Source organism: Polaribacter cellanae, assembly GCF_017569185.1.
GTDB classification, from domain to species: Bacteria; Bacteroidota; Bacteroidia; order Flavobacteriales; family Flavobacteriaceae; genus Polaribacter; species Polaribacter cellanae.
Genome location: NZ_CP071869.1, coordinates 3945001 through 3966136 on the forward strand (window position 1 = coordinate 3945001; position 21136 = coordinate 3966136).

The following is a 21136-nucleotide window of genomic DNA, read 5'->3' on the forward strand; positions in this document are numbered from 1 at the left end:
AATATATGAAACATTTAAAATTTTTTATTTTTCTGTGCATTTTAACGTTTACTGTTTCTTGCGGTCAACAGAAAAAATACATTCAGTATAAAGTCAAAAAAGGAGAAACAATTACAGAAATTGCCAAGAAATTGGATATGTCTGCAAGAGATTTGTATCGTTTAAATCCGGATGTGGATAAGGAACCAAAAGAAAATACGGTTATTATTATCCCTAATAAAAAGATAAAAACTCTTAAAGGTGGAGATGTTAACAAAGATGGTTCCATAAAAAAAGATAAAACGAATAGCGATACCAATGGTAAGACAGATGTAATTACAGATAAAGAACGTCAAAGAAACGAGCTAATTGAAGAATTAGAAAAAGAATATAAAATCCATGAAGTTAAAAAAGGAGATACTTTTTATAGCTTAACAAGGTTTTACGATGTTTCTCGAGAAGATTTAATTGCTTTAAACCCTGAATTGTCTGAAGGTTTAAAATTACAGCAGATTATAAAAATTAAAAAACTAGAAGAGATTTTCGATGAAGAAGAATATTTATATGAAGATGAAATTGAAGAAGGTATTTCTATAAAAGCAGCATTATTATTGCCTTTTAGAGCAAAAGAATTAGATTCTTTAACTCGAACTCAAATTTTTGGAAGCAGTAAGTTGGCAAACATTGTAACAGAGTTTTATTTAGGAGTACAAATCGCAGTAGATTCTTTAAGAAAACAAGGGGTAAATATTCGTTTAGATGTTTACGATACAGACTCTAATAGTACCAAGATTAAGAGTATTGTTGCAGAAAAAGATTTAGATGATAACGATGTTATTATAGGACCTTTATATTCGGAGGAAGCAGAATTCTTAGCAGAAAAAATTAAAACTCCCATAGTTTTTCCTTTCTATTCTAAAAAGCAATCTCGATTTACTTCTAAAAGAATTGTAAAAACGGCCCCTAATAAAGAGTTGTTTAGAGGGAAACTATTAGAATATATTAAAGAAAACTTTCACGATGGAAATATTATTTTAGTAGGAGATGGAAAAGCAGCTTCTAATTTAAATTCTAGACAAATTCAAAAAGAATTAGAAACGCATGATTCTATAAATTCTGTAACAGTAATAAGATCTCAAAAAGGATACATTAAAAGAGAAAAATTTACGGATGTTTTAAAGCCAAATATGAGAAATTTAGTGGTTCTAACAACAGACGATAACGTAATTGTGGCAAGTGCTATTAACAGTTTAATTAGTTTGCCAGAAGATGTAACTGTTCGAGTTTTTACATTCGATAAAGTAAGTGCTTTTAATAAAATAGATAATTTTAAACTAGCGAAAATTGGTTTTACTTATGTAAGTGACGAGTTTGTTAGAGAAGATTCATTCAAATCTAAAAACTTTAATAATAGGTATTTACAACAAAATGGTGTTTTACCTTCTTATTATGCAACTAGAGGTTTTGATGTTGCTTACGATGTTTTAGTGCGTTTGGCTTCAGGAAAAAGGTTAAAATCTACCTTTGATGATGGCTATTCTTACAGAGTAGAAAGTAAGTTCGATTATACAAATAAAATGTTTAAAACATCAGAAAACAAAGGTTTGTTTATTGTTAAGTACAATCCAGATTTAACTTTAACGAGAATAGATTAGTTAAGAAAATATATAAAAAAAAGCATGGGAGCATGCTCCCTGTTACCAAAAAACATCCGCTGTAAAATTATTTACAGCGGATGTTTTTATGTTTAAATGAAGGTTTTAAATCTTCTTCATTTGCTGTTTCATCATGGTCATTTGCTCTTTTAACATTCCGTGTTTGTCTAATTTTTTAGCTTCTGCCATTAAATTTGTTGCTTCACGTTTGCGTCTTTTCGTCATTGCAATTCCTGCCAACTGTAATTTTGCCATTGCCAAATCATGATCCATTGATAAGCCTAATTTTACAGCTTTTCTTAAAAATTTTTCAGCCTGTGTCATGTTTGTTTGGCTAAGCATAATTCCGTGTAAATAGTTGTAATAACCTTGTTGTTTTACAGTTAAAGCAGTTTCTGGGTTTTTAATATAATTTAACCATTTTTTTGTTCCCTCAAAATTTTGCTTTCTTAACTGTAAAAAAGCAAGCAAAATAAACTCATTTTTAAAATATAATAGCACAAAAATTCCTGCTAATAATAAAATAGAAATTCCATTCATTATATTTCCTTGACTAAATTGATATACAGCCCAAACTGTTATTAAACCTGCTAAAATTAATTTTATATTTTTATGAAACATGTTGTGTTTATTTTTTATGATATCTAATTCCACGAGAATTTTTACAATGTGCAAAAATACATTTTCTTATGAAGAATCACAGAAACTTCCTTTGAAATTTATAAGATATTATATTTATTTTTTATAATATTTACGGTATTTAAACCAAGCAAAAGTTCCTAAAATTGCCACAAAACCTACAGAGTAATAAACAGAACTTGGTGTGATTACTCGATCTCCACTTGCATAAGAATGTAAGCCAGATAAATAGAAGTTTACTCCAAAATACGTCATCATAATAGAAGCATATGCAATTACAGACCATAAATTAAAAGTATATCTACCACGTAAACCTGGTATTAAACGCATGTGTAAAACAAATGCATATACCATAATAGAAACTAGTGCCCAGGTTTCTTTGGGATCCCAACCCCAATAACGACCCCAACTTTCGTTGGCCCACATACCACCTAAAAAGTTACCAATGGTTAACATTATTAAACCAACAGTAATTGCCATTTCGTTAATTATGGTAAGTTCTTTTATGTTTAAATCCATTTTCTTTTTGTTCTTTTCATTGGTAAAAACCATTAAAAGAAGTGCCACAATACCTAAAATCATCCCTAAAGAAAGTGGTCCATAACTAGCTACAATAATAGACGTATGTACTAAAAGCCACCAAGAATTTAAAACAGGTTGTAAGTTTGCAATTTCAGGGTCTATCCAGTTTTGGTGTGCAAACCCTAATGTAATTGCCACTAAAAAAGCAGTTGCTGTAATGGTTAATGCAGATTTTCTTCCCATAAAAAGACCAAACAGCATAGTTGCCCACGCAACAAATATAATCGACTCATAGGCATTACTCCAAGGTGCATTTCCACTAATATACCAACGTGAAATTAAACCTAATGTGTGGAAGATAAATAAAGCAACTGTTATGGCAGTTAGTACTTTAACAGTAGTGTCGATCCATTTTTTAGAATTAAAAATTTGCCAAATTACAAATATGATTAGAAACAAACTAACAAAGCCATAATAGGTTGCCAATTTTTGAAAAGGCTGAATTTTGTTGTAACCAATCTCTAAATCTATTTTTCTTTCTGAAGGATAAACTGCCGCCCCAAATTTTTTCTGAAACTTCTTTATTCCATCTAAAATCTTATTTGCTTCAGTATAATCGTTTGTCTTTTTCGCTTTTTGTAAAAATTGAATATATACTGGCAAAGATTGTCTTACAAAAACAGAATCTGTTCCTTTAAAGTTTGCTTGAGAGCTTTCTGGTCTAGAAACCCATTTGTTGTTATCGTCGTTTGGTATTGGGTAAATTTTTAAAATTCCACCACCAATAGCACTGTATAATAAACCAATTCTTCTATCAATTTTTATAAGATCTTTTTCAAACTTATTTTTAACCTTTTTCTTTTGAGCTTCTGCAACTTTTTCTCTAATTTTATATTCGCCAGTATTGGAAACAATAAAGTCCGACAAACTTGCAAACTTAGTATCTTCATCGACCCCTATAAATTTTCTAATCTCTTTATTTCCTTTCTCTAAATAAATTACAGGAACTTCGTACCATAAATACGGATTTTCTATAATAGATAATAAAACCTGACTTGGCTCCATATCTTTAAATTTATCTGTATGGCTTACTTTTCGAACCAATTCCGAGGCAAAAGTATGTGCAGGTTTCATTCTACCACCAGCATCTTGTATTACCAGTTTATTAAAACTTTCGGCGTGCTTTGCATCTACCAAGTTTGCTTCTAAAATCGAATCTATTTGTTGGGGCGAAAGTTTGGTTGTTTTATGGTTATCATGTTGAGAGAAACCAGAAGTACTTAGTAAAACAGCAGCAAAAATAGATAACGTTAATTTCTTCTTTCTAATCTTCGTTAGTCCTTTTTTCAAGTCGTCGAAACGTGTATTTTTCGCAAAAAGAATGCAAATTAATCCAGTATATAATAAGGAATATCCTAAATAGGTAACAAAAGTTCCTAAGAAATCGTGATTTACAGAAAGGTGCGTTTCTTCTCTCTCACCAGACAAATCGTAACTCGCTTGGAAAAATTTATAGCCTTTGTGGTCTAAAATATGATTCATAAAAATTCGGTAATCGAACGTTTCATCTGTATCGATAACAGTAACTTCACTTGCATACGCTGCTGCACTTTCAGATCCAGGATATTTTTCTAGTTGAAAATCATTTAGTTTTATACTAAAAGGGGTTTCTAATATTTTAGAACCATATAACATTCTAAAGTTTAACCCCCCAACAGAAAGTTCTTTAGAACCATCAGAATTAAATTTTCCTCCAGTAAGTTCTACTCTTTTGGTTTCGTTATTGGCTGTAACATCTACAATAATTAAATCTTGTTTTTTATCGTCTTTTGGACCGCGAACGGTTTTCATAATTCCTTTTTCTGCAGGTTTGGGAATAACAAATTGTAAATCTTCAATATTATGTAATGTTAAATATTGGAACTCTTGTAAAGAATCTTTTATAATTTTCCCTCTTTTTTGGTCTGCCATTCGAAACCAATCTCCATCTGCTTTTGCTTTCATTTTTAAAACGCCATCTTTATTGGTAAAGTTGATGGATGCATTTTGTTCATTTGCTTCAAAACCGACTAAAATTCCATGAATATTTTGTAAAGTTCCTTTTTTAATCCAATGTTCGTGACGCGTTCCTTCCGAAGATTCAACAAAAAATAAATGTTCTTCTCCATTTTCGTCTTCTACTAATTTTTTCTCTGCCCAAGGAATATAATCTACCAATTCGAAAGAAAAATCGGTATTACTGTCTTTAGTTTTAAAAGTATCTGAATAGGACCAAGAATTGCTTCCCCAAGCAGAAAGCATTATGGGTTCGTTAATTTCTGGTTTTTGTAAATTTCCATCATCTACAATAGCGTTTAAGTAAGTAGTTTCCGATAAAAATTTATTGGTGGTTTGTCCTTCTTCAATTAGCATAATTCCCTCATAACCAATGTAACGTGTAATTCCTGCACCAACTATAATTAACAAAAAAGAAGCATGAAACATTAAAACAGCCCATTTTTCTTTTCTATACAAACGATATCTAAAAATATTTCCAAAAAAGTTAATCACGAACAAAACCATAATTAATTCGAACCACCAAGCGTTGTAAATAAGAGCTTTGGAGGTTTGTGTGCCAAAATCATTTTCAATAAAAGTGGCAACGCCCATTGCTGTTGCAAATAAGATAAACAAAACAGCCATTAAACGTGTAGAGTATAGGAAATTGAATAAATTTTTCATCCTTTTGAAGTGCTTTTTAAAAGAGTTACAAATTTAAGCATAAAAGCACAAATAAGCGATTTGTATGCGCTATATTTATTGAATATAAATTGTTAAAAAACAAAATAATTAATGTCTAAAAAACATATAATACCGTTTAATATTAAAGAAGAAGTAGAATTTGCATTACAACATTATCCGCAATTAAAGAATATACATATAGAATTTAAGTTTAAGAAAAATATTAAAAAATCTACAATGCAGGCAAGACCTACTTTCGATAGTTTTTTTAAATCAAAAAAAAATAGAAAATACTTGATTTTAATTAGCGAAAAATTTAAAATTTCTGGAAGAGAATTCTCGACAGTAGATATTCCTAAAGATATTTTTATTGGTTGGATTGGGCATGAATTGGGGCATATTATGGATTATCAACATAGAAATAAGCTGAACTTAATTTGGTTTGGAATAAAATATTTATTGTCCGATAACCATATAATTGAAGCAGAAAGAGCCGCAGATAGCTTTGCAGTGCAACACAATATGGAAGAATACATTTTAAAAACGAAAGATTTTATTTTGAATAATTCCGATATTCCTGAAACTTACAAAAACAGAATTAAAAGATATTATTTATCGCCAGAAGAAATTATGGAATTGATTAAAGAAAGAGACGAATTATTAGCACAAACATGAGAGAATTAGCAATTATAGGTTTTGGACCTAGAGGTTTGTATTCATTAGAGTGTTTGTGTGCAAATTTATCCAAAAAGAAAAAAGTGCAACATATAAGCATTTCTATATTCGAAAATGAGGAAGATTTAGGAGCTGGAAAAGTATGGAATACCAAACAGCCAGATATAAATTGGATAAATATTTCTGAAAGAGCATTAAAAGGTTTGTCTGGTAGAAAAGAAATAAATTTTGGAGATTTTACGATACCAGCATTTCCTTCTTATAAAAAATGGTTGCCAAAAAAAGATAAATTTTTATCGAAAATAACACCAGATAAATTTCCGCCAAGAAATAAGGTTGGTAGGTATTTGGTAGAACGTGCAAATTCTATTATTGCTGTTTTAGAAAAACATAAAATGGTAAAAACTTCTAACGCAGTTATTGTAAACATCGATTTTGATTCTAAAAAGTTTACGTTAACAGATTTAGAAAAAAATACATTTTTTTTTGATGAAGTTTTATTAACAATTGGGCATCAAACTACAAAATTTGATAAAGATGTAGAAACTTACGAGATACAATCTTTAGACAAAAAACACACTTCTTTTTCGCAAGTATATCCTTTGGAAACCATAATAAAATCTAAGAAAATTGCTCCAAATACAAACGTAGCAATTAGAGGTTTAGGTTTAAGTATGATAGATGCTGTAAGAGCTTTAACAATAGAAAAAGGAGGAAGTTTTAAAATTTTAGACAAAAAAACATTTGAATTAGAATTTATAGCCTCCAAAGAAATTCCTTATAAAATTATTCCATATTCTTTAGATGGTTTGCCAATGGCGCCAAAACCAATTCATGCAAAAATGGATGCAATTTTTAAACCCTCTAAAAAACAATTGAAACTTTTTAAGAAAAGTATTAAAAATATAGCTAGCGGAAAAGAAGAAACAACAGGAAATGAGTTTTTAAAGAAAGTTACTGCGCAAGTTTCTGCAGAAGTTTATCTAAATTTAGAAAATAGAATCCCTCTAAAAATTGATAAAAAAGAAGTTAAGAAAATAATAACTTATTGGTTAGAAGACAATTTTTACAAACATGAATTAATAGAAGATTCCAACCAAGATATTGCAACAATTCTTGCCTCTTTTGTAGAAATGGCTATTGGAAAAAGAGCTGTTTCTTTAGATTATTGTGTAGGGCAAGTAGTGCGTCATTGCCAACCAACATTGTACAAAATATTTTCTCATGCGAATGTCTCTGAAGAAATTATTGGTGAAGTTATAAAATTAGACGAGCAATTAAAAAGGTATTCTTATGGGCCTCCAATTGAAAGTTTACAACAATTATTGGCGTTACATAAAGCAAAAGTTGTAGATTTTTCGTTTGCTGATAACCCAAAAATTGAACATAATGAAAAAGGATGGAAATTTTCTAAAGACGGTAAAGAAATTACTGTAAATGTAATTGTAAATAGTGTTTTAAGTGCGCCAAAAGTATTAGATGTTACTGCCCCAATTATTCTAAATTTATTAAAAAACGAGATAATAAAGCCAATACATACAAAACTTGGAGTGCATACAAATAAAAACGGAACTATTATAAATGCTGATAAAAAAGAGATTCCTTTAGCGGTTTTAGGAAGATTAGCAAAAGGAAGTGTTATTGGAGTAGATGCAATTTTAGAATGTTTTGGATCGAGAATTAAAGATTGGGCAAAAGGATGTGTAGAAAGAATTGAAAATTAAAAATCGGGTTGCTTCTCACTTAAATATTTCCAATAACGTTTGGGAACGTGTCTAACGTGCAACTTCATGTTTTTTCTTTCAGTAATATTGGTGCTTTTAAAATAGTTTTGCCATAATTTTTGAAAATCGAATTCTTCCTTTGCAAAATAATCTTCGTTTGTTTTTGAGAAATCGAAATCCGGAGGAAATTCCATATCTATAATTTCTACTGTTTTTAAGTCATAAAACAACCCATAATGTCTTACAATATCGTAAATAACCCATTTTTGGTCTGCATATCTGCGTTTAAAATGTTTAGAAATTAAAGGTAACACATTAAAATCTGGAGAAATACTGGCGAAATAAATCTCGTCTTTTGTTAATCTAAAACGCACAAAAGCTTCCATTCTGTGTTTTTCTCGGCTTACGTTTTTTGCAATTTGAGACGTTTTTAAAACACTTGGCTGTGTAAAATTGGTATCTACTTTTGTAGAGTTTTTAAAAATATAAGAAATGTAATCTAATAGAACATTTTCTACATTTTCTTGCTCACTTAAAAAAGCGTAGTAAATTTTAGTGCAAGAATTTGTGGAAGCCTTTTTCTTTAAACCTTTCCAAACTCTGTCTGCTTTTTCTTTATTGGTAAGAATGGTTTCATTTTCTGAAAATAGCTCATTCTGAACAACAAATTCATTTTGAATAGTAACATCTGCTAATTTATATTCAAAAACATAGAAAACACAGCTTAAAAAGCCTTCAAAAGAGCCGTCATAAATTAGTGTTTTTCCTGTCATTAAAATATTTATTTAATTTATGTCATTTCGACTTTGTGGAGAAATCTCAAATTCTAAGGCTAGAATATTAAGATTTTTCGATTCCACTGCGTTTCACTCTAAATGACAATTTAATAAAAAAACAAATGTCATTTCGACCTTGTGGAGAAATCTCAAATTCTAAGGGTAGAATATTAAGATTTTTCGATTCCACTGCGTTTCACTCAAAATGACAATTAAATAAAAAAACGAATGTCATTTCGACCTTGTGGAGAAATCTCAAATTTTCAGCTTATAATATTAAGATTTTTCGGCTTCACTTTGTTTTGCTCAAAATGACAAGTTCTTTTTAAGATTAACTACTCTCAAATAAATTCAATTGCGGACTCAACAATTTATCGTATTTACTGGTAGAGTTTTTTAAAATAGTTGCTTTTAGTTTTTCTGCGGATAAATCTCTTCTTTCAAATAACTTACTATCGCAAACCAAAAAATATTGTGCTCTGTTAAATGCGATGCCTATTTTCTTTAAATGATCCCAATTGAGTTTTCTGTATTTTCTTGCCATTAAAATTTTACTTACAGATTTCATGCCAACACCAGGAATTCTTGCCAACATTCTTTTATCTGCTTTGTTTACATCTACAGGGAATTCATGCAAGTTTCTTAATGCCCAACTTAATTTTGGGTCGATATCTAAATCTAAGTTTTGGTGATTTAGATTTACAATTTCATTGGTTTGAAAACCATAAAAGCGCGTTAACCAATCTGATTGATACAATCTGTTCTCACGCAACATAGGTACTTCACTACCAATTTTTGGCAAACGACTGTCGTAACTTATGGGAACGTACCCCGAAAAATAGACGCGTTTTAAATTATAGGTTTTATAAAAATGTTCGGATGTTTTTAAAATTTGAAAATCGTTTTCGCCACTTGCACCTACAATCATTTGTGTGCTTTGCCCAGCTGGAGCATATTTTGGCGTACTTTTTATAATTTTCTTTTCCGATTTATATTGAATTATTTCATTTTTAACCTTGTCCATAGGTTTTATAAAATCGTCGAAATTCTTGTCTGGTGCTAATAATTTTAATCCACTTTTTGTGGGAATTTCTATGTTTACACTCAACCTGTCTGCATACAAACCAGCTTCTCTCATTAATTCGTCTGACGCTCCAGGAATAGACTTTAAGTGAATATATCCATTAAAATTTTCTTCTAAACGTAATTTTTTAGCAACAGCTACTAAGCGTTCCATGGTATAATCTGCACTTTTAAAAATACCAGAGCTTAAAAATAAGCCTTCAATATAATTTCTTCGGTAAAAATTTATGGTTAAATCTACCACTTCTTGTACTTTAAAAGCAGCTCTTTTTACGTCGTTACTTTTTCTGGTTACACAATAAGCACAATCGAAAATACAATGGTTCGTCAACAATATTTTTAGTAATGAAACACACCTGCCATCTTCTGTATATGAATGGCAAATTCCCATTCCTGTGGAATCTCCCAAACCTTTATTGGTATTTGCGCGATTACTTCCACTTGAGGAACAAGAGACATCGTACTTGGCAGCGTCTGCCAATATTTTTAGCTTTTCTAAAGTTCTGTCGAAAGACATAAAGTGTTGTTGTATCGTGTTTTTTTTGATGGTGTTTTTCTCGAAGAAAAAGTAGTGTAAGTTACGAAATTATTACAGTATTTCTTGATTGAAAAATAACATTTAACACTTCCGAAAAACAATATTTTTTAATTTTAAAAATTGTTGTTTTATGGTTCTGAGTGAGCGCGTTAGGGATTGAAATGACATCCTTTTTGGCTTTTTTGGCAAAAAGATATAATGGAAAGCCCGTTAAAACGCCCAAATAAAAATATTTAAAATGAAATTAATTATTCACAAATTTTTCCCACTCTGCAAATTTATCTTCTTTCATAACACGTTCCATTTTTACTTGCCCACCTTTTTTCTTGTTTTTATCGCTCCAATCGTGGAATTTTTCAGTAGAAATCAGCTGGACTTTTACGCCTTTTAAAGCCTTGCTTCTGGCAACTTTGTAATTTTTATTAGCATCTTTTAGAAAATTATCTAAGGCTGTTGCAACTTCTTCTTTGTTTTTCTTTACATCGGTTCCTAAATACCAAGAATGATAAAATTCGCCATCTTCGAAACGTTTTGCGCAAATGGTATATTCTGGAATTAACGTATCGAATTTTTCTTCTAAACTTTTTATGGCATCGTCCATTTTATTGACAGATAACTGCGAACCAACCGTGTTTAAAAAGAATTTTGTACGACCTGTAATTTTAATTTCGGCTTTTTCTACATCTGTAAATTCGATAGTATCGCCAATTAAATAACGCCAAGCACCAGAAACTGTACTAATAATTAAAATATAATCTTTCTTTTTTTCGACTTCTTTTAAAGTAAATGTAGGCGCATCTTGGTGAAGAGACCCGTCTGCATTTATATAATTTGGATTCATAGGAACGAATTCGAAATAAATTCCGTTTTCGGTATTCAATTGCATGGCATCTGTTTCAGGTCTTACTTGTGTGGCTATGTAGCCTTCAGACGCTAAATAGGTATCTATAACCGTAATTGGTTTTCCTAAAAGTGCGTTAAAACTTTTTTCGTAAGGTCCAAAAGCAACACCTCCAGAAGTATACACTTGTAAGTTAGGCCAAATTTCGTGAATGTTCTCCAAATTATGATGCTCAATTACTTTCTGCAACATTAATTCTATCCAAGCAGGAATTCCACTTAACGCGCCAATATCCCAAGTTTTCGCGTTTTCGGCAATATGCTGTACACGCTCGTCCCAATCTTCTATTTTGGCAATTTCTTCTCCTGGTTTGTAATATCCTTTAAACCAAAATGGAATGTTACTGGCACTAATTCCACTGATTTCTCCTTCTAAATGGTCGTCTTTTTCTTGTAAATCTGTAGAACTTCCCAGCATCATAATATCTTTTTCGAAAAAATCTGCAGGTAAATCGAAATTACTTAAAGCTGTAACTTGTTTAATTCCAGCACTTTTTATGGCATCAATCATTTCGTTTGTTACAGGAATTCTTTTACTGCTTTTCCCAGTAGTTCCAGAACTCAATGCAAAATAAGACGGGTTTCCTGGCCAAGTAACATTTTCCTCTCCTTTGTGTAATTTATGCCACCATTCTTTATCGATACTATTATAATCGAAATATGGAATTGTATCTGAAAATGCTTTTGTAATATCTTCTGAGTTTAAGATATCATCAAAATTATATTTTTCTCCAAATTGTGTATCTTTCGCTTTTTCAAGTAAATTTTTAAGTACTTTTTCTTGATTTTCCACATGGTTTACTTCAGTTGTAAACACGCCTTTTAAATCGATTAAGCCTTTTATAAGATTTCCTAATATTGCCATTGGTTGTAATTTTTTTTACAAAGATGAAGAATAAAATAAAACAATGTGAACTCATTAGAATTAAAAATTACTTCGAATCGTTATTTAAGGGCTTCCTTAAATGAGTCAATTTTAAGATGGATTGCAATAAAAGAACTCTCTACTTTTTTGTTATTTTGATAAAAATAAAAACCAATATTATTATGGAAAATGCTAAAAACGAATTAGAATTAATTAAAAAATACGAAGAAAAAGGATATACAGAAAGTTACAGAGTTGCAGAGAATAAACTGATTGCCAACAACGCAAAGACAAAATATACACCAAAAGATGTAAAAATTGTTGCAGAACACAGATTCGAGGGCATGAGCAATCCTGATGATATGCCTATCTTATATGTAATAGAAACCAAAGACACTAAAGGAACTTTAGTTGCTTCTTACGGAGCCACTGCAGATTTAGAAACCGCAGAATTTTTTAAAGAAATTCCTGATGAGAACATTTCTACAGATGAGAATATTTTTATGTAACGATGTTTTTTTGAAGTGGTTTCGCTAATTCTAATGATAAGACGAGTTTTAATTCATTTTATAATGAAGTTAGTGAGGTTATTTTTTTAAGTTTAGAAACCAACCTACTCAACAAAACTATCAATCAAAATAGTAATTAAATCTATAGCGGCTTGTGCGATTTTTGTTCCAGGACCAAAAACACCCACAGCACCAGCATCAAATAAAAACTGATAATCTTGTGCAGGAATTACGCCACCCACAATTACCATAATATCTTCGCGTTCGTATTTTTTAAGTTCTGCAATAACTTGTGGCACTAAAGTTTTATGGCCGGCAGCCAAAGAAGAAATCCCTAAAATATGTACATCGTTTTCTACAGCTTGCTTTGTAGCTTCTTGTGGAGTTTGAAAAAGTGGACCAATATCTACATCGAAACCTAAATCTGCATAACCAGTTGCAACTACTTTTGCACCTCTGTCATGGCCATCTTGCCCTAATTTGGCAATCATAATTCTTGGACGTCTTCCTTCTAATTTGGCAAATTTATCGGCTAAATCTTTTGCTTTTTTAAAGAGTTTGTCTTCTTTTATTTCTTTACTATACACACCAGATATGGTTTTGTGAACTGCTTTGTGCCTGCCAAAAACTGCTTCTAAAGCATCAGAAATTTCACCTAAAGTTGCTCTGTTTCTTGCAGCATTTACAGCCAAACCTAATAAATTTTTATCTTTATTTTTTGCAGCTTCCGTTAAAGCTACTAAAGATTTTTTAACTTCGGTAGTATTTCTTTCGGATTTTAATTTTTCTAAACGTTCTATTTGAGAATTTCGAACGGCTTCATTATCAACTTCTAAAATATGTAAAGGATCTTCTTTTTCTAATTGATATTTATTTACGCCAACAATTACATCTTGTGCACTATCTATTTTTGCTTGTTTTTTTGCAGCTGCTTCCTCGATTCTCATTTTCGGAATTCCCTTTTCGATGGCTTTTGTCATGCCACCCAATTCTGCAACTTCTTCCATTAATTCCCAAGCTTTATTGGCTATTTTCTCTGTTAATTCTTCTACATAATAACTTCCAGCCCAAGGATCTACTGTTTTTGTAATATGTGTTTCTTGCTGTAAATATATTTGTGTATTTCTTGCGATTCTTGCAGAGAAATCTGTGGGCAATGCAATGGCTTCGTCCAATGCATTTGTGTGTAAACTTTGTGTGCCACCAAAGGCAGCAGCCATGGCTTCAATGGTGGTTCTAGCAACATTGTTAAACGGATCTTGTTCTGTTAAACTCCAGCCACTTGTTTGGCAATGGGTTCTTAGAGCTAAAGATTTTGGGTTTTTGGGGTTGAATTCTTTCACAATTTTAGCCCACAACATTCTAGCAGCTCTTAATTTTGCGATTTCTGTAAAATGATCCATACCAATTGCCCAGAAAAATGATAATCTTGGGGCAAAAGAATCGATATCCATTCCTGCTTCAATTCCTTTTTTAATGTATTCTAATCCGTCTGCAAGTGTATATGCCAATTCAATTTCTGCAGTGGCACCAGCTTCTTGCATGTGATACCCAGAAATAGAAATCGAATTAAATTTCGGCATTTTTTTGCTGGTATATTCGAAAATATCTGCAATAATTCTCATGGATGGAGCAGGAGGATAGATGTACGTATTACGCACCATAAATTCTTTTAAAATATCGTTTTGTATGGTACCTGATAATAATTCTGGCGAAACTCCTTGTTCTTCTGCAGCAACAATATAAAAAGCTAAAATGGGTAAAACAGCGCCATTCATAGTCATAGAAACAGACATTTTATCTAACGGAATTTGGTCGAATAATACCTTCATGTCTTCCACAGAATCTATGGCGACTCCAGCTTTACCAACATCTCCTTGTACGCGTTCGTGGTTAGAATCGTAACCTCTGTGAGTTGCCAAATCAAAAGCAACAGAGAGCCCTTTTTGTCCTGCATCTAAATTTCTTCGGTAAAAAGCATTGCTTTCTTCTGCTGTTGAAAAACCTGCATATTGTCTTATTGTCCAAGGTCTTCTCACATACATTGTTGAATAAGGTCCACGCAAATTCGGGGCAATTCCTGCCACAAAATCTTCGTGATTAAAAGATTTTGAAGGTTTAGAAGTTCCTTTTTTAAGGGTAATATTTTGTACTGATTTTCTTCTCATTTTTCAAGCTTCATTAAGCTGTATAATTTTACACCAATTGCTTTAGATAATTTTTCTTTTGCCCTGATTTTTCGCTGGCAATAATAATAGAATAAAATTCCGATTATTATTGTAAGTAATATTCCTGCTAAGATAAAATTTATAGCTCCTTTAAAATGGATATACATTTTATCTTCCAGAAAAAATACGATTAAAAACATTGCAAAAACAAACCCCGTTAAATAGATGGGCATTGTTTTTTTTATCTTTTTAATTTCTTTTTTTAGTTGTACTTGTTTTTTTTGTTGTAATAAAATTTCTTCTTTTTCTTTCATTTTCATTAATAATTAATGAGAACTACTTTTCGTTTTTCAATCTTTGTTTTTCATGATTTTCCGAAATTCGTTTTCTAATTAATGGAGGAATTAGTGTTTTAATATTTCTTTGTTTTACAAAAGAATCTATTTCTATATTTCCTTTCATAATATCTTGTTTGTTTGCTTGTAAATTTGTGCCTAATAGAACAAGTTCGTTTTTGGCAAACTGTGTTTCTTCTTTTAAAGCGCTTTGTTTTATCTTTTTTTGAATATTCCCTTCTTTTAACTGTTTTAGAAAACCACCACCTTTTTCTATTTGTTTAAAAATAACAAGTGCTTTTTCTGCCATTTGCAGGGTTAAAGATTCTATGTAATAAGCTCCATCTGCAAAGTTTTGGGCATTTTTAAATCCGCTTTCTTCTTGTAAAATTAATAATTGATTTCTACCAATTCTTTCTCCAAATTCATTTTTCTTTGCATAAATTGCATCATAAGAAATGTTGGAAATCGTATTTGCGCCACCTAAAATTGCACTCATACATTCGGATGTTGTTCGCAACATATTTACATTATAATCGTACAATGTTTTGTTGCGTAAAGAAGGTTGCACAAATAAGTGTATTTCCTTTTTTTCTTTAACATTATATTCATTTAAAAGCGCAGACCAAAGCAAACGAAATGCTCTTAATTTAGCAATTTCATGAAAATAATTTCCACCTACAGAAAACTGAAAATGAATTTTGGAAGCAATCGAAGCTCCAAAATGGTTTAAATATTCGTTCGCATGTGCTAAAGTATAAGCCAATTGTTGGATGTTGTTTGCACCCGAATTTTGATATAAATCTCCAGAAACAGAAATTGAATTTTCTGTAGATGTTATAATATTTTTTGACTTTTTGTAATCTTCTTTTAAGTTAACAAACCAATTACCACTTTCTGCAAAATGTCCAAGAATATCTAATTGAAAATAACAAGTTTTACTATTTACAAATTCGGATATTTCTTTAATGAAAAAATCATTTAAAAAACTAAATTTAAAATAAACTACAATTTCTTTAAGTTGAATGTCTTTCAATAATACTTTAAAATTGAATTTATAATTTGCCACAAATTGAAGCGCAGTTGCTCCTCTTTTTAAAGCATCTAATGCAAAGGTATTTGCAGTTTTTTCGTCTTCAATAAAGATTGTTTGGCAAGTTTTAAAGCCGGTTTTTGGTAAGTTAATTGCTGTGTTGTTTCTATCTTCTTTTGTATAGAAAGGTTTTACAGTAAGACCATCATTAGTTTTCCACAATAATGTTTCGTTATAATCTGCACCTTTTAAGTCTACCTGAATTTTTTGTTTCCAAGCAACTGGCGAAGTTCCGTTAAAATCATCAAATAGAAATGTGTTCATTATTTTTTTATGGTATCGAATTCAATAATATAAATATCTTCATTTTCTTTTTTCATTAGGTATTTTTCTCTTGCAAAACGCTCTAATTGTAAAGAATCTTCTAGTTTTTTTATGGTGGCTTTGTCTTCCTTTATTTTTGTTTTATAAAATGAGATGGTGTTTTCTAAATCTTCTATTTCGTTATTAAATTTACGATGTACTAAATAAGAATTGTCATCAAAAAAAAGCATCCATATTATAAACGGAATTAAAATTAAAACAAAAATATTTGTTAGAATTTTTACGGCTTTATTTTCTTTTAAATTCTTTAAAATCATCTTGTTATAATCGTTCGTTAATTACTGTTCTAACGATATCTATGGCAACAGTGTTGTATTTGTCGTAAGGTATTATAAGGTCTGCAAAGTTTTTTGTAGGTTCTATAAATTGCTGATGCATAGGTTTTAAAGTTGTTTGGTAACGATTTAAAACTTCATCTAAATCTCTACCTCTTTCAGAAATATCTCTTTTTAATCTTCTTATTAAACGCTCGTCTGTTTCTGCATGAACGAAAATTTTAATATCAAATAAATCTCGTAATTCTTTATTATTTAAAATAAGAATTCCTTCAACAATTACCACTTTTCTTGGGTGTGTTTTTACAACATCTTTGGTTCTATTATGCGTTACAAAAGAATATACTGGTTGGTTTATTGTTTTACCAAGTTTTAACGCTTTTAAATGTTTAATAATTAAATCGAAGTCAATGGCTCTTGGATGGTCGAAATTAATTTTCGCACGTTCTTCGTACACCATATTATCAGTGGCATTATAATAAGAATCTTGTGAAATTACACAAACTTCGTCTGTAGGTAATTGTTTAATAATTTGATTTACAACAGTTGTTTTTCCACTTCCTGTTCCACCAGCAATTCCAATAATTAGCATAAAAAATTACAATTTTAATAAAAACTCAACTTTAAAAAGTAAAGATATTACAAATATCTAAATTTTGTGGTTATCCTAATTCTTTTTCGGAACCAACTTTGTGAGTTATGGGTTCTTTAAAAGCATCGAAAGCGGTATTCTCTTCGTATAAAGCTTTGTAAACATCTCTTGTAATTGGCGTATTTACATTATAATCGTTGGCAAGTTGCATTACTACTTTTGTGTTTTTTAACACCTTTTGCAACTTCATTTATGTTGTTAATAATATCTTCTAATTCTTCTTTTTCTAAGTTTGTAACCTAATAATTACGAAACATTTCTTATTTTATAATACGTATTTTATCAAAAAAAAAAACTAAAAAAACATTGTAAATTAATTATTTAAATGGCTTTTATTTTTTTAGCACAATAAAAAAGGCATCATATTAAATTAATACGATGCCTTTTAAGACGAGTTTAAATAATTGCTAAAATTTTTAAACGTTTAATCATGCAGATTTTTACTTCTTAAATACTCCATTAACATGGCAGTTCTGTCTGTCATAATTGCATTGGTTCCGTTATTAATTAACCATCCCCAAACTGCATCTGGACCTTCTGTAATTACTTTTTCGTCTGCATGACCTGCTGTTAAATCGTCCCAAAGTGGAATGGTAAGAACTGTAATGTTTTTTGCATTTAAATATTTAATTTGTTTAAAGTTATTAGAGTCTGTGGAGGGAAATGTAACTTCGTAAGCAAAAGGTGAAATAGTGTTGCTATATTCTTCTACATATTTTTTGGCATCTGTAACATTGTCTATTAAAATAGGCATATAAATAATTTCTCTCATTAAATCTCCATATTTATCGAGCATATATTTTGCTGTTTTACGACCTTTGAAAATGGCTTGTTTTATGGTGCCAGTTTCTTTTAAGATTTCGTAGGCTTCTTTTACGGTTTCGCCTTCAACTTTATCTAAATTTATTAAAATTTTATCTTTCGCTAGCTCCATAACTTCTTTTAAAGTAGGTACTTGGTGTATGGAACCTTTTACACCACATGCGTTTTTTAAACGTAATTGTTTAATTTCTGCCAGTGTAAAATTACTTACTTTTCCTTTTCCATTGGTAGTTCTATCTACAGTTTTGTCGTGCATTAAAATCATGTGCCCATCTTTTGTAAGACGAACATCTATTTCTACAATATCTACCCCTAAATCTATACAACGTTGTATGGCTGGTAAGCTATTTTCTGGTGCGTAACGCCAATCGCCACGATGTGAAACAGCTAAAATGTAATCTTTTGAAGGGTTTTTTAAATGTTTCAAAATTGTAGTAGCTCTTGTTTCTGTCTTAGTTTCTTGCGCATAAAAAGAGCTCGCAAAAAAGAATAATAGTATTATAATTTTTTTCATTATGTATGTTTTTTAATTATTGATGTTTACCTTTTTCCCTTAAATAAGAAAGTAGTAAGGCAGGTCTATCTGTTTGTATAATATCTATATGGTTGTTTAAATACCAATCATAAACTTTTGGGTTTAGGGCAGCTTTTTCATCATCATGACCTCCATTATGTTTTGGCCAAAGAGAATTTACCCAAATACTAGCTCCTTGTTCTCGGATGTTTTTAAACTCTTTAATTAATGCTATCGTATCTTGTGGTACAGTAAATTCGAACGCCACAGGAATGTTGTTTTTATCCTTCAAATAATCGGTTACAATTTTTTTTGAATTTGGGTTGTTTAAACGAACAATAGGCATAAAATTAATGTTGTTTAAATAGTTACCAAACTCACTTTCTACTTCTGCCTTTGTTTTGTTTCCTTTGATAATAATTTGAGCTAATGTTCCTGTTTTTTTTGCGATTTCGAAACACTTATCAAAAATTTTATAGCTTTTATCTAAGTTTACTAAAATTTTACCTTTACAAACTTTTAAAGCTTCTTGTAGTGTTGGAATTTTGTGTGGAGTTTCATGACCAATTCCGTCTAAAAGTTGTAAAGTTTGTAAATATTCCCAAGTTAGTTCAGTTACTTTTCCTTTACCAGTTGTGGTTCTGTTAATTGTTTTGTCGTGCATTAAAACGAGTTGCCCATCTTTGGTTTCTTGCACATCTATTTCTACCATATCTACACCCATTTTTATACAATTTTTTATGGCTTGTATCGAATTTTCTGGTGCATTTCTCCAATCTCCTCTGTGAGCAACTACAATTACGTCTTCATTTTTAGAATCTTTTAAATTCTTAATTAAATTGTTAATTGTAACTACTTTTTTTGTTATAATTTTAGGTTCTTCTTTAGAGGTTGTCTCTTTACAACTCATTAAAGAAAGAAGAAATAGAAAACTATATAATAAGTGTGTTTTTTTCATCTTAATTATACCCTGGGTTTTGAACTAAACCTGTACTAGCCGCAATTTGGCTTGCAGGAATTGGCATTAATAAACTATTAGAATCTGTAATTCCAAGAACTGATTGTGCTCTTTCTTGACGTAATAAGTCGAACCAACGATGCCCCTCCCAAACCAATTCTAATCTTCTTTGTAAATCGATTTCATTAAAAACAGCATTTTTATCAGTTGTACCAATATATGGTGTTAACTGAGCTCTTTTTCTAATTTCATTTATATAGAAAATTGCTTGGTTTTGGTTGTTTAATTCATTTTCTATTTCAGCTAGCATTAGTATTACATCTGCATATCTTAAAACAACCCAATCGCTACCAGCATCATTTATTACTGTGGTTGGTGCTGTAATTTTGTTATTAAAAGCTTCACCACTAGGAAGTTTACCTACATATACGTCTTTACGAGTATCTGTGGCTGTATATAAATTGTAAAAAGATTCTTTTAAAACGCCATGTCCTTTGGCACCTCTTAAGGAATTTACAACTCTACTTGTTGGGTTAAACATTCTGTAGGCATCTGAACCTTCTTTATTTGTATTAATGCCTGAAGCATATTGTACAGCAAAAATAATTTCTTCATTTAATTCATTATCAATTGCAAAAACTTTATCTGAATCTATTAATTTAAAAATTTGTGTATCTACGACTTTTAATAGCTGTGTTTTTGCTTCTGCATATTCTTTTAAGGTTAAAGATACTTTGCCTAATAAAGTATATGCAGCAGATTTTACGACTCTACCTTTGTTACTGGCATTACGAGTTGGTAATTTAGAAATTGCGTCCTCTAAATCTGTTTTAATTTGTGCGTAAACTTCAGTGGTTGACGCTCTTTTTTGGTCGAAAAAATCTTGTGGATTTTCAACTTCATTAATAATTAAAGGAACATCACCAAAAATTCTTACTAAATTAAAGTAGTATAAAGCCCTAATGAATTTCATTTCTCCAATTCTGGCTTTTTTGGTGTCGTTATTTTCGTATGTAATATTTTCAATTCTATTAATAACAATATTGGCTCTTTGAATGCCTTTATATCCATCTTGCCAAATAGTACCTATTAAGCTATTTTGAGGAATTACATTATAATCGTCTAATTGCCCATAAACACCACCATCGTTTGCAGGTGTTGCATCGTAAGCATCTTCTCCTGGAATTTCTCCCATTGCAGGAATTGCTGTATTAAAATTTCCTGTAAATTGTAGGGTTGCATATACTGCATTTACAGCTTCTTCTAATTCTTTTTCATTGGTGTAAAATTTACCAGATACTTTATTGGAAATAGGTTCTTGTAACAATTCGTTTTGACAAGAAATAGTGGTTAAAGCGATTGTTATTAAAATTACTATAATACGTTTCATAATATTGTATTTTTTTAGT

At 30.6% G+C, this 21136-nt stretch carries 18 protein-coding genes; 4 read left to right on the forward strand and 14 right to left on the reverse strand.

What is annotated here, in order from left to right; all coding sequences use genetic code 11:
- Window positions 1-5 precede the first annotated feature (5 nt).
- Window positions 6-1634, forward strand: coding sequence for a LysM peptidoglycan-binding domain-containing protein (locus tag J3359_RS17370; protein ID WP_243765951.1), 1629 nt, complete (start codon window positions 6-8; stop codon window positions 1632-1634).
- A gap of 105 nt (window positions 1635-1739) precedes the next feature.
- On the opposite strand, the gene J3359_RS17375 is transcribed toward J3359_RS17370, so the two are convergent.
- Together J3359_RS17375 and J3359_RS17380 are read right to left on the reverse strand one after the other, a co-directional pair.
- Window positions 1740-2255, reverse strand: coding sequence for a DUF2892 domain-containing protein (locus J3359_RS17375; RefSeq protein ID WP_208078393.1), 516 nt, complete (start codon window positions 2253-2255; stop codon window positions 1740-1742).
- Between the two features lie 114 nt (window positions 2256-2369).
- On the reverse strand, window positions 2370-5516 hold the full coding sequence (locus tag J3359_RS17380) for a cytochrome c biogenesis protein CcsA (RefSeq protein WP_208078394.1): 3147 nt from the start codon (window positions 5514-5516) through the stop codon (window positions 2370-2372).
- A gap of 111 nt (window positions 5517-5627) precedes the next feature.
- Between J3359_RS17380 and J3359_RS17385 the strand changes: the two genes are divergently transcribed.
- Complete coding sequence (locus J3359_RS17385; protein ID WP_208078395.1) at window positions 5628-6191, forward strand: hypothetical protein; 564 nt, start codon at window positions 5628-5630, stop codon at window positions 6189-6191.
- Window positions 6188-7915, forward strand: coding sequence for an FAD/NAD(P)-binding protein (locus tag J3359_RS17390; RefSeq protein ID WP_208078396.1), 1728 nt, complete (start codon window positions 6188-6190; stop codon window positions 7913-7915). The genes J3359_RS17385 and J3359_RS17390 overlap by 4 nt, the downstream gene beginning before the upstream one ends.
- On the opposite strand, the gene J3359_RS17395 is transcribed toward J3359_RS17390, so the two are convergent.
- The 3 genes from J3359_RS17395 to J3359_RS17405 form a co-directional block, all read right to left on the reverse strand.
- Window positions 7912-8688 carry a TIGR03915 family putative DNA repair protein gene (locus J3359_RS17395; protein ID WP_208078398.1) on the reverse strand — a complete coding sequence of 259 codons (777 nt, stop codon included), beginning with the start codon at window positions 8686-8688 and terminating at the stop codon, window positions 7912-7914. The two genes, J3359_RS17390 and J3359_RS17395, sit on opposite strands and share 4 nt — an antisense overlap.
- A 334-nt stretch (window positions 8689-9022) precedes the next feature.
- Window positions 9023-10291 carry a putative DNA modification/repair radical SAM protein gene (locus J3359_RS17400; protein ID WP_208078399.1) on the reverse strand — a complete coding sequence of 423 codons (1269 nt, stop codon included), beginning with the start codon at window positions 10289-10291 and terminating at the stop codon, window positions 9023-9025.
- 265 nt (window positions 10292-10556) lie between these two features.
- The gene (locus tag J3359_RS17405; RefSeq protein ID WP_208078400.1) at window positions 10557-12077 is read right to left on the reverse strand and encodes a GH3 family acyl-acid amido synthetase; all 1521 of its coding nucleotides are present in this window, start codon (window positions 12075-12077) and stop codon (window positions 10557-10559) included.
- 182 nt (window positions 12078-12259) lie between these two features.
- Between J3359_RS17405 and J3359_RS17410 the strand changes: the two genes are divergently transcribed.
- On the forward strand, window positions 12260-12586 hold the full coding sequence (locus tag J3359_RS17410) for a hypothetical protein (RefSeq protein ID WP_243765952.1): 327 nt from the start codon (window positions 12260-12262) through the stop codon (window positions 12584-12586).
- 104 nt (window positions 12587-12690) lie between these two features.
- On the opposite strand, the gene scpA is transcribed toward J3359_RS17410, so the two are convergent.
- The 9 genes from scpA to J3359_RS17455 form a co-directional block, all read right to left on the reverse strand.
- Window positions 12691-14754 (reverse strand): methylmalonyl-CoA mutase, encoded by a 2064-nt coding sequence (gene scpA / locus J3359_RS17415; protein WP_208078401.1) that lies wholly within the window; start codon window positions 14752-14754, stop codon window positions 12691-12693.
- Window positions 14751-15068, reverse strand: a complete 318-nt coding sequence (locus J3359_RS17420; protein ID WP_208078402.1) for a hypothetical protein — start codon at window positions 15066-15068, stop codon at window positions 14751-14753. The genes scpA and J3359_RS17420 overlap by 4 nt, the downstream gene beginning before the upstream one ends.
- 22 nt (window positions 15069-15090) lie before the next feature.
- Entirely contained in the window at window positions 15091-16446 is a 1356-nt protein-coding gene (locus J3359_RS17425; RefSeq protein ID WP_208078403.1) for a methylmalonyl-CoA mutase subunit beta, read from the reverse strand.
- The gene (locus tag J3359_RS17430; RefSeq protein ID WP_208078404.1) at window positions 16446-16763 is read right to left on the reverse strand and encodes an FtsB family cell division protein; all 318 of its coding nucleotides are present in this window, start codon (window positions 16761-16763) and stop codon (window positions 16446-16448) included. The genes J3359_RS17425 and J3359_RS17430 overlap by 1 nt, the downstream gene beginning before the upstream one ends.
- Window positions 16764-16767: 4 nt before the next feature.
- On the reverse strand, window positions 16768-17373 hold the full coding sequence (udk, locus tag J3359_RS17435; RefSeq protein ID WP_208078405.1) for a uridine kinase: 606 nt from the start codon (window positions 17371-17373) through the stop codon (window positions 16768-16770).
- Between the two features lie 70 nt (window positions 17374-17443).
- Window positions 17444-17623, reverse strand: a complete 180-nt coding sequence (locus tag J3359_RS17440; protein WP_208078406.1) for a hypothetical protein — start codon at window positions 17621-17623, stop codon at window positions 17444-17446.
- A gap of 234 nt (window positions 17624-17857) precedes the next feature.
- Window positions 17858-18769 (reverse strand): glycerophosphodiester phosphodiesterase family protein, encoded by a 912-nt coding sequence (locus J3359_RS17445; RefSeq protein WP_208078407.1) that lies wholly within the window; start codon window positions 18767-18769, stop codon window positions 17858-17860.
- Window positions 18770-18785: 16 nt separating this feature from the next.
- The gene (locus tag J3359_RS17450; protein ID WP_208078408.1) at window positions 18786-19727 is read right to left on the reverse strand and encodes a glycerophosphodiester phosphodiesterase family protein; all 942 of its coding nucleotides are present in this window, start codon (window positions 19725-19727) and stop codon (window positions 18786-18788) included.
- A gap of 1 nt (window position 19728) precedes the next feature.
- Window positions 19729-21117: a RagB/SusD family nutrient uptake outer membrane protein gene (locus J3359_RS17455; RefSeq protein ID WP_208078410.1), complete on the reverse strand. Its 1389-nt coding sequence runs from the start codon at window positions 21115-21117 to the stop codon at window positions 19729-19731.
- Between the last annotated feature and the right edge of the window lie 19 nt (window positions 21118-21136).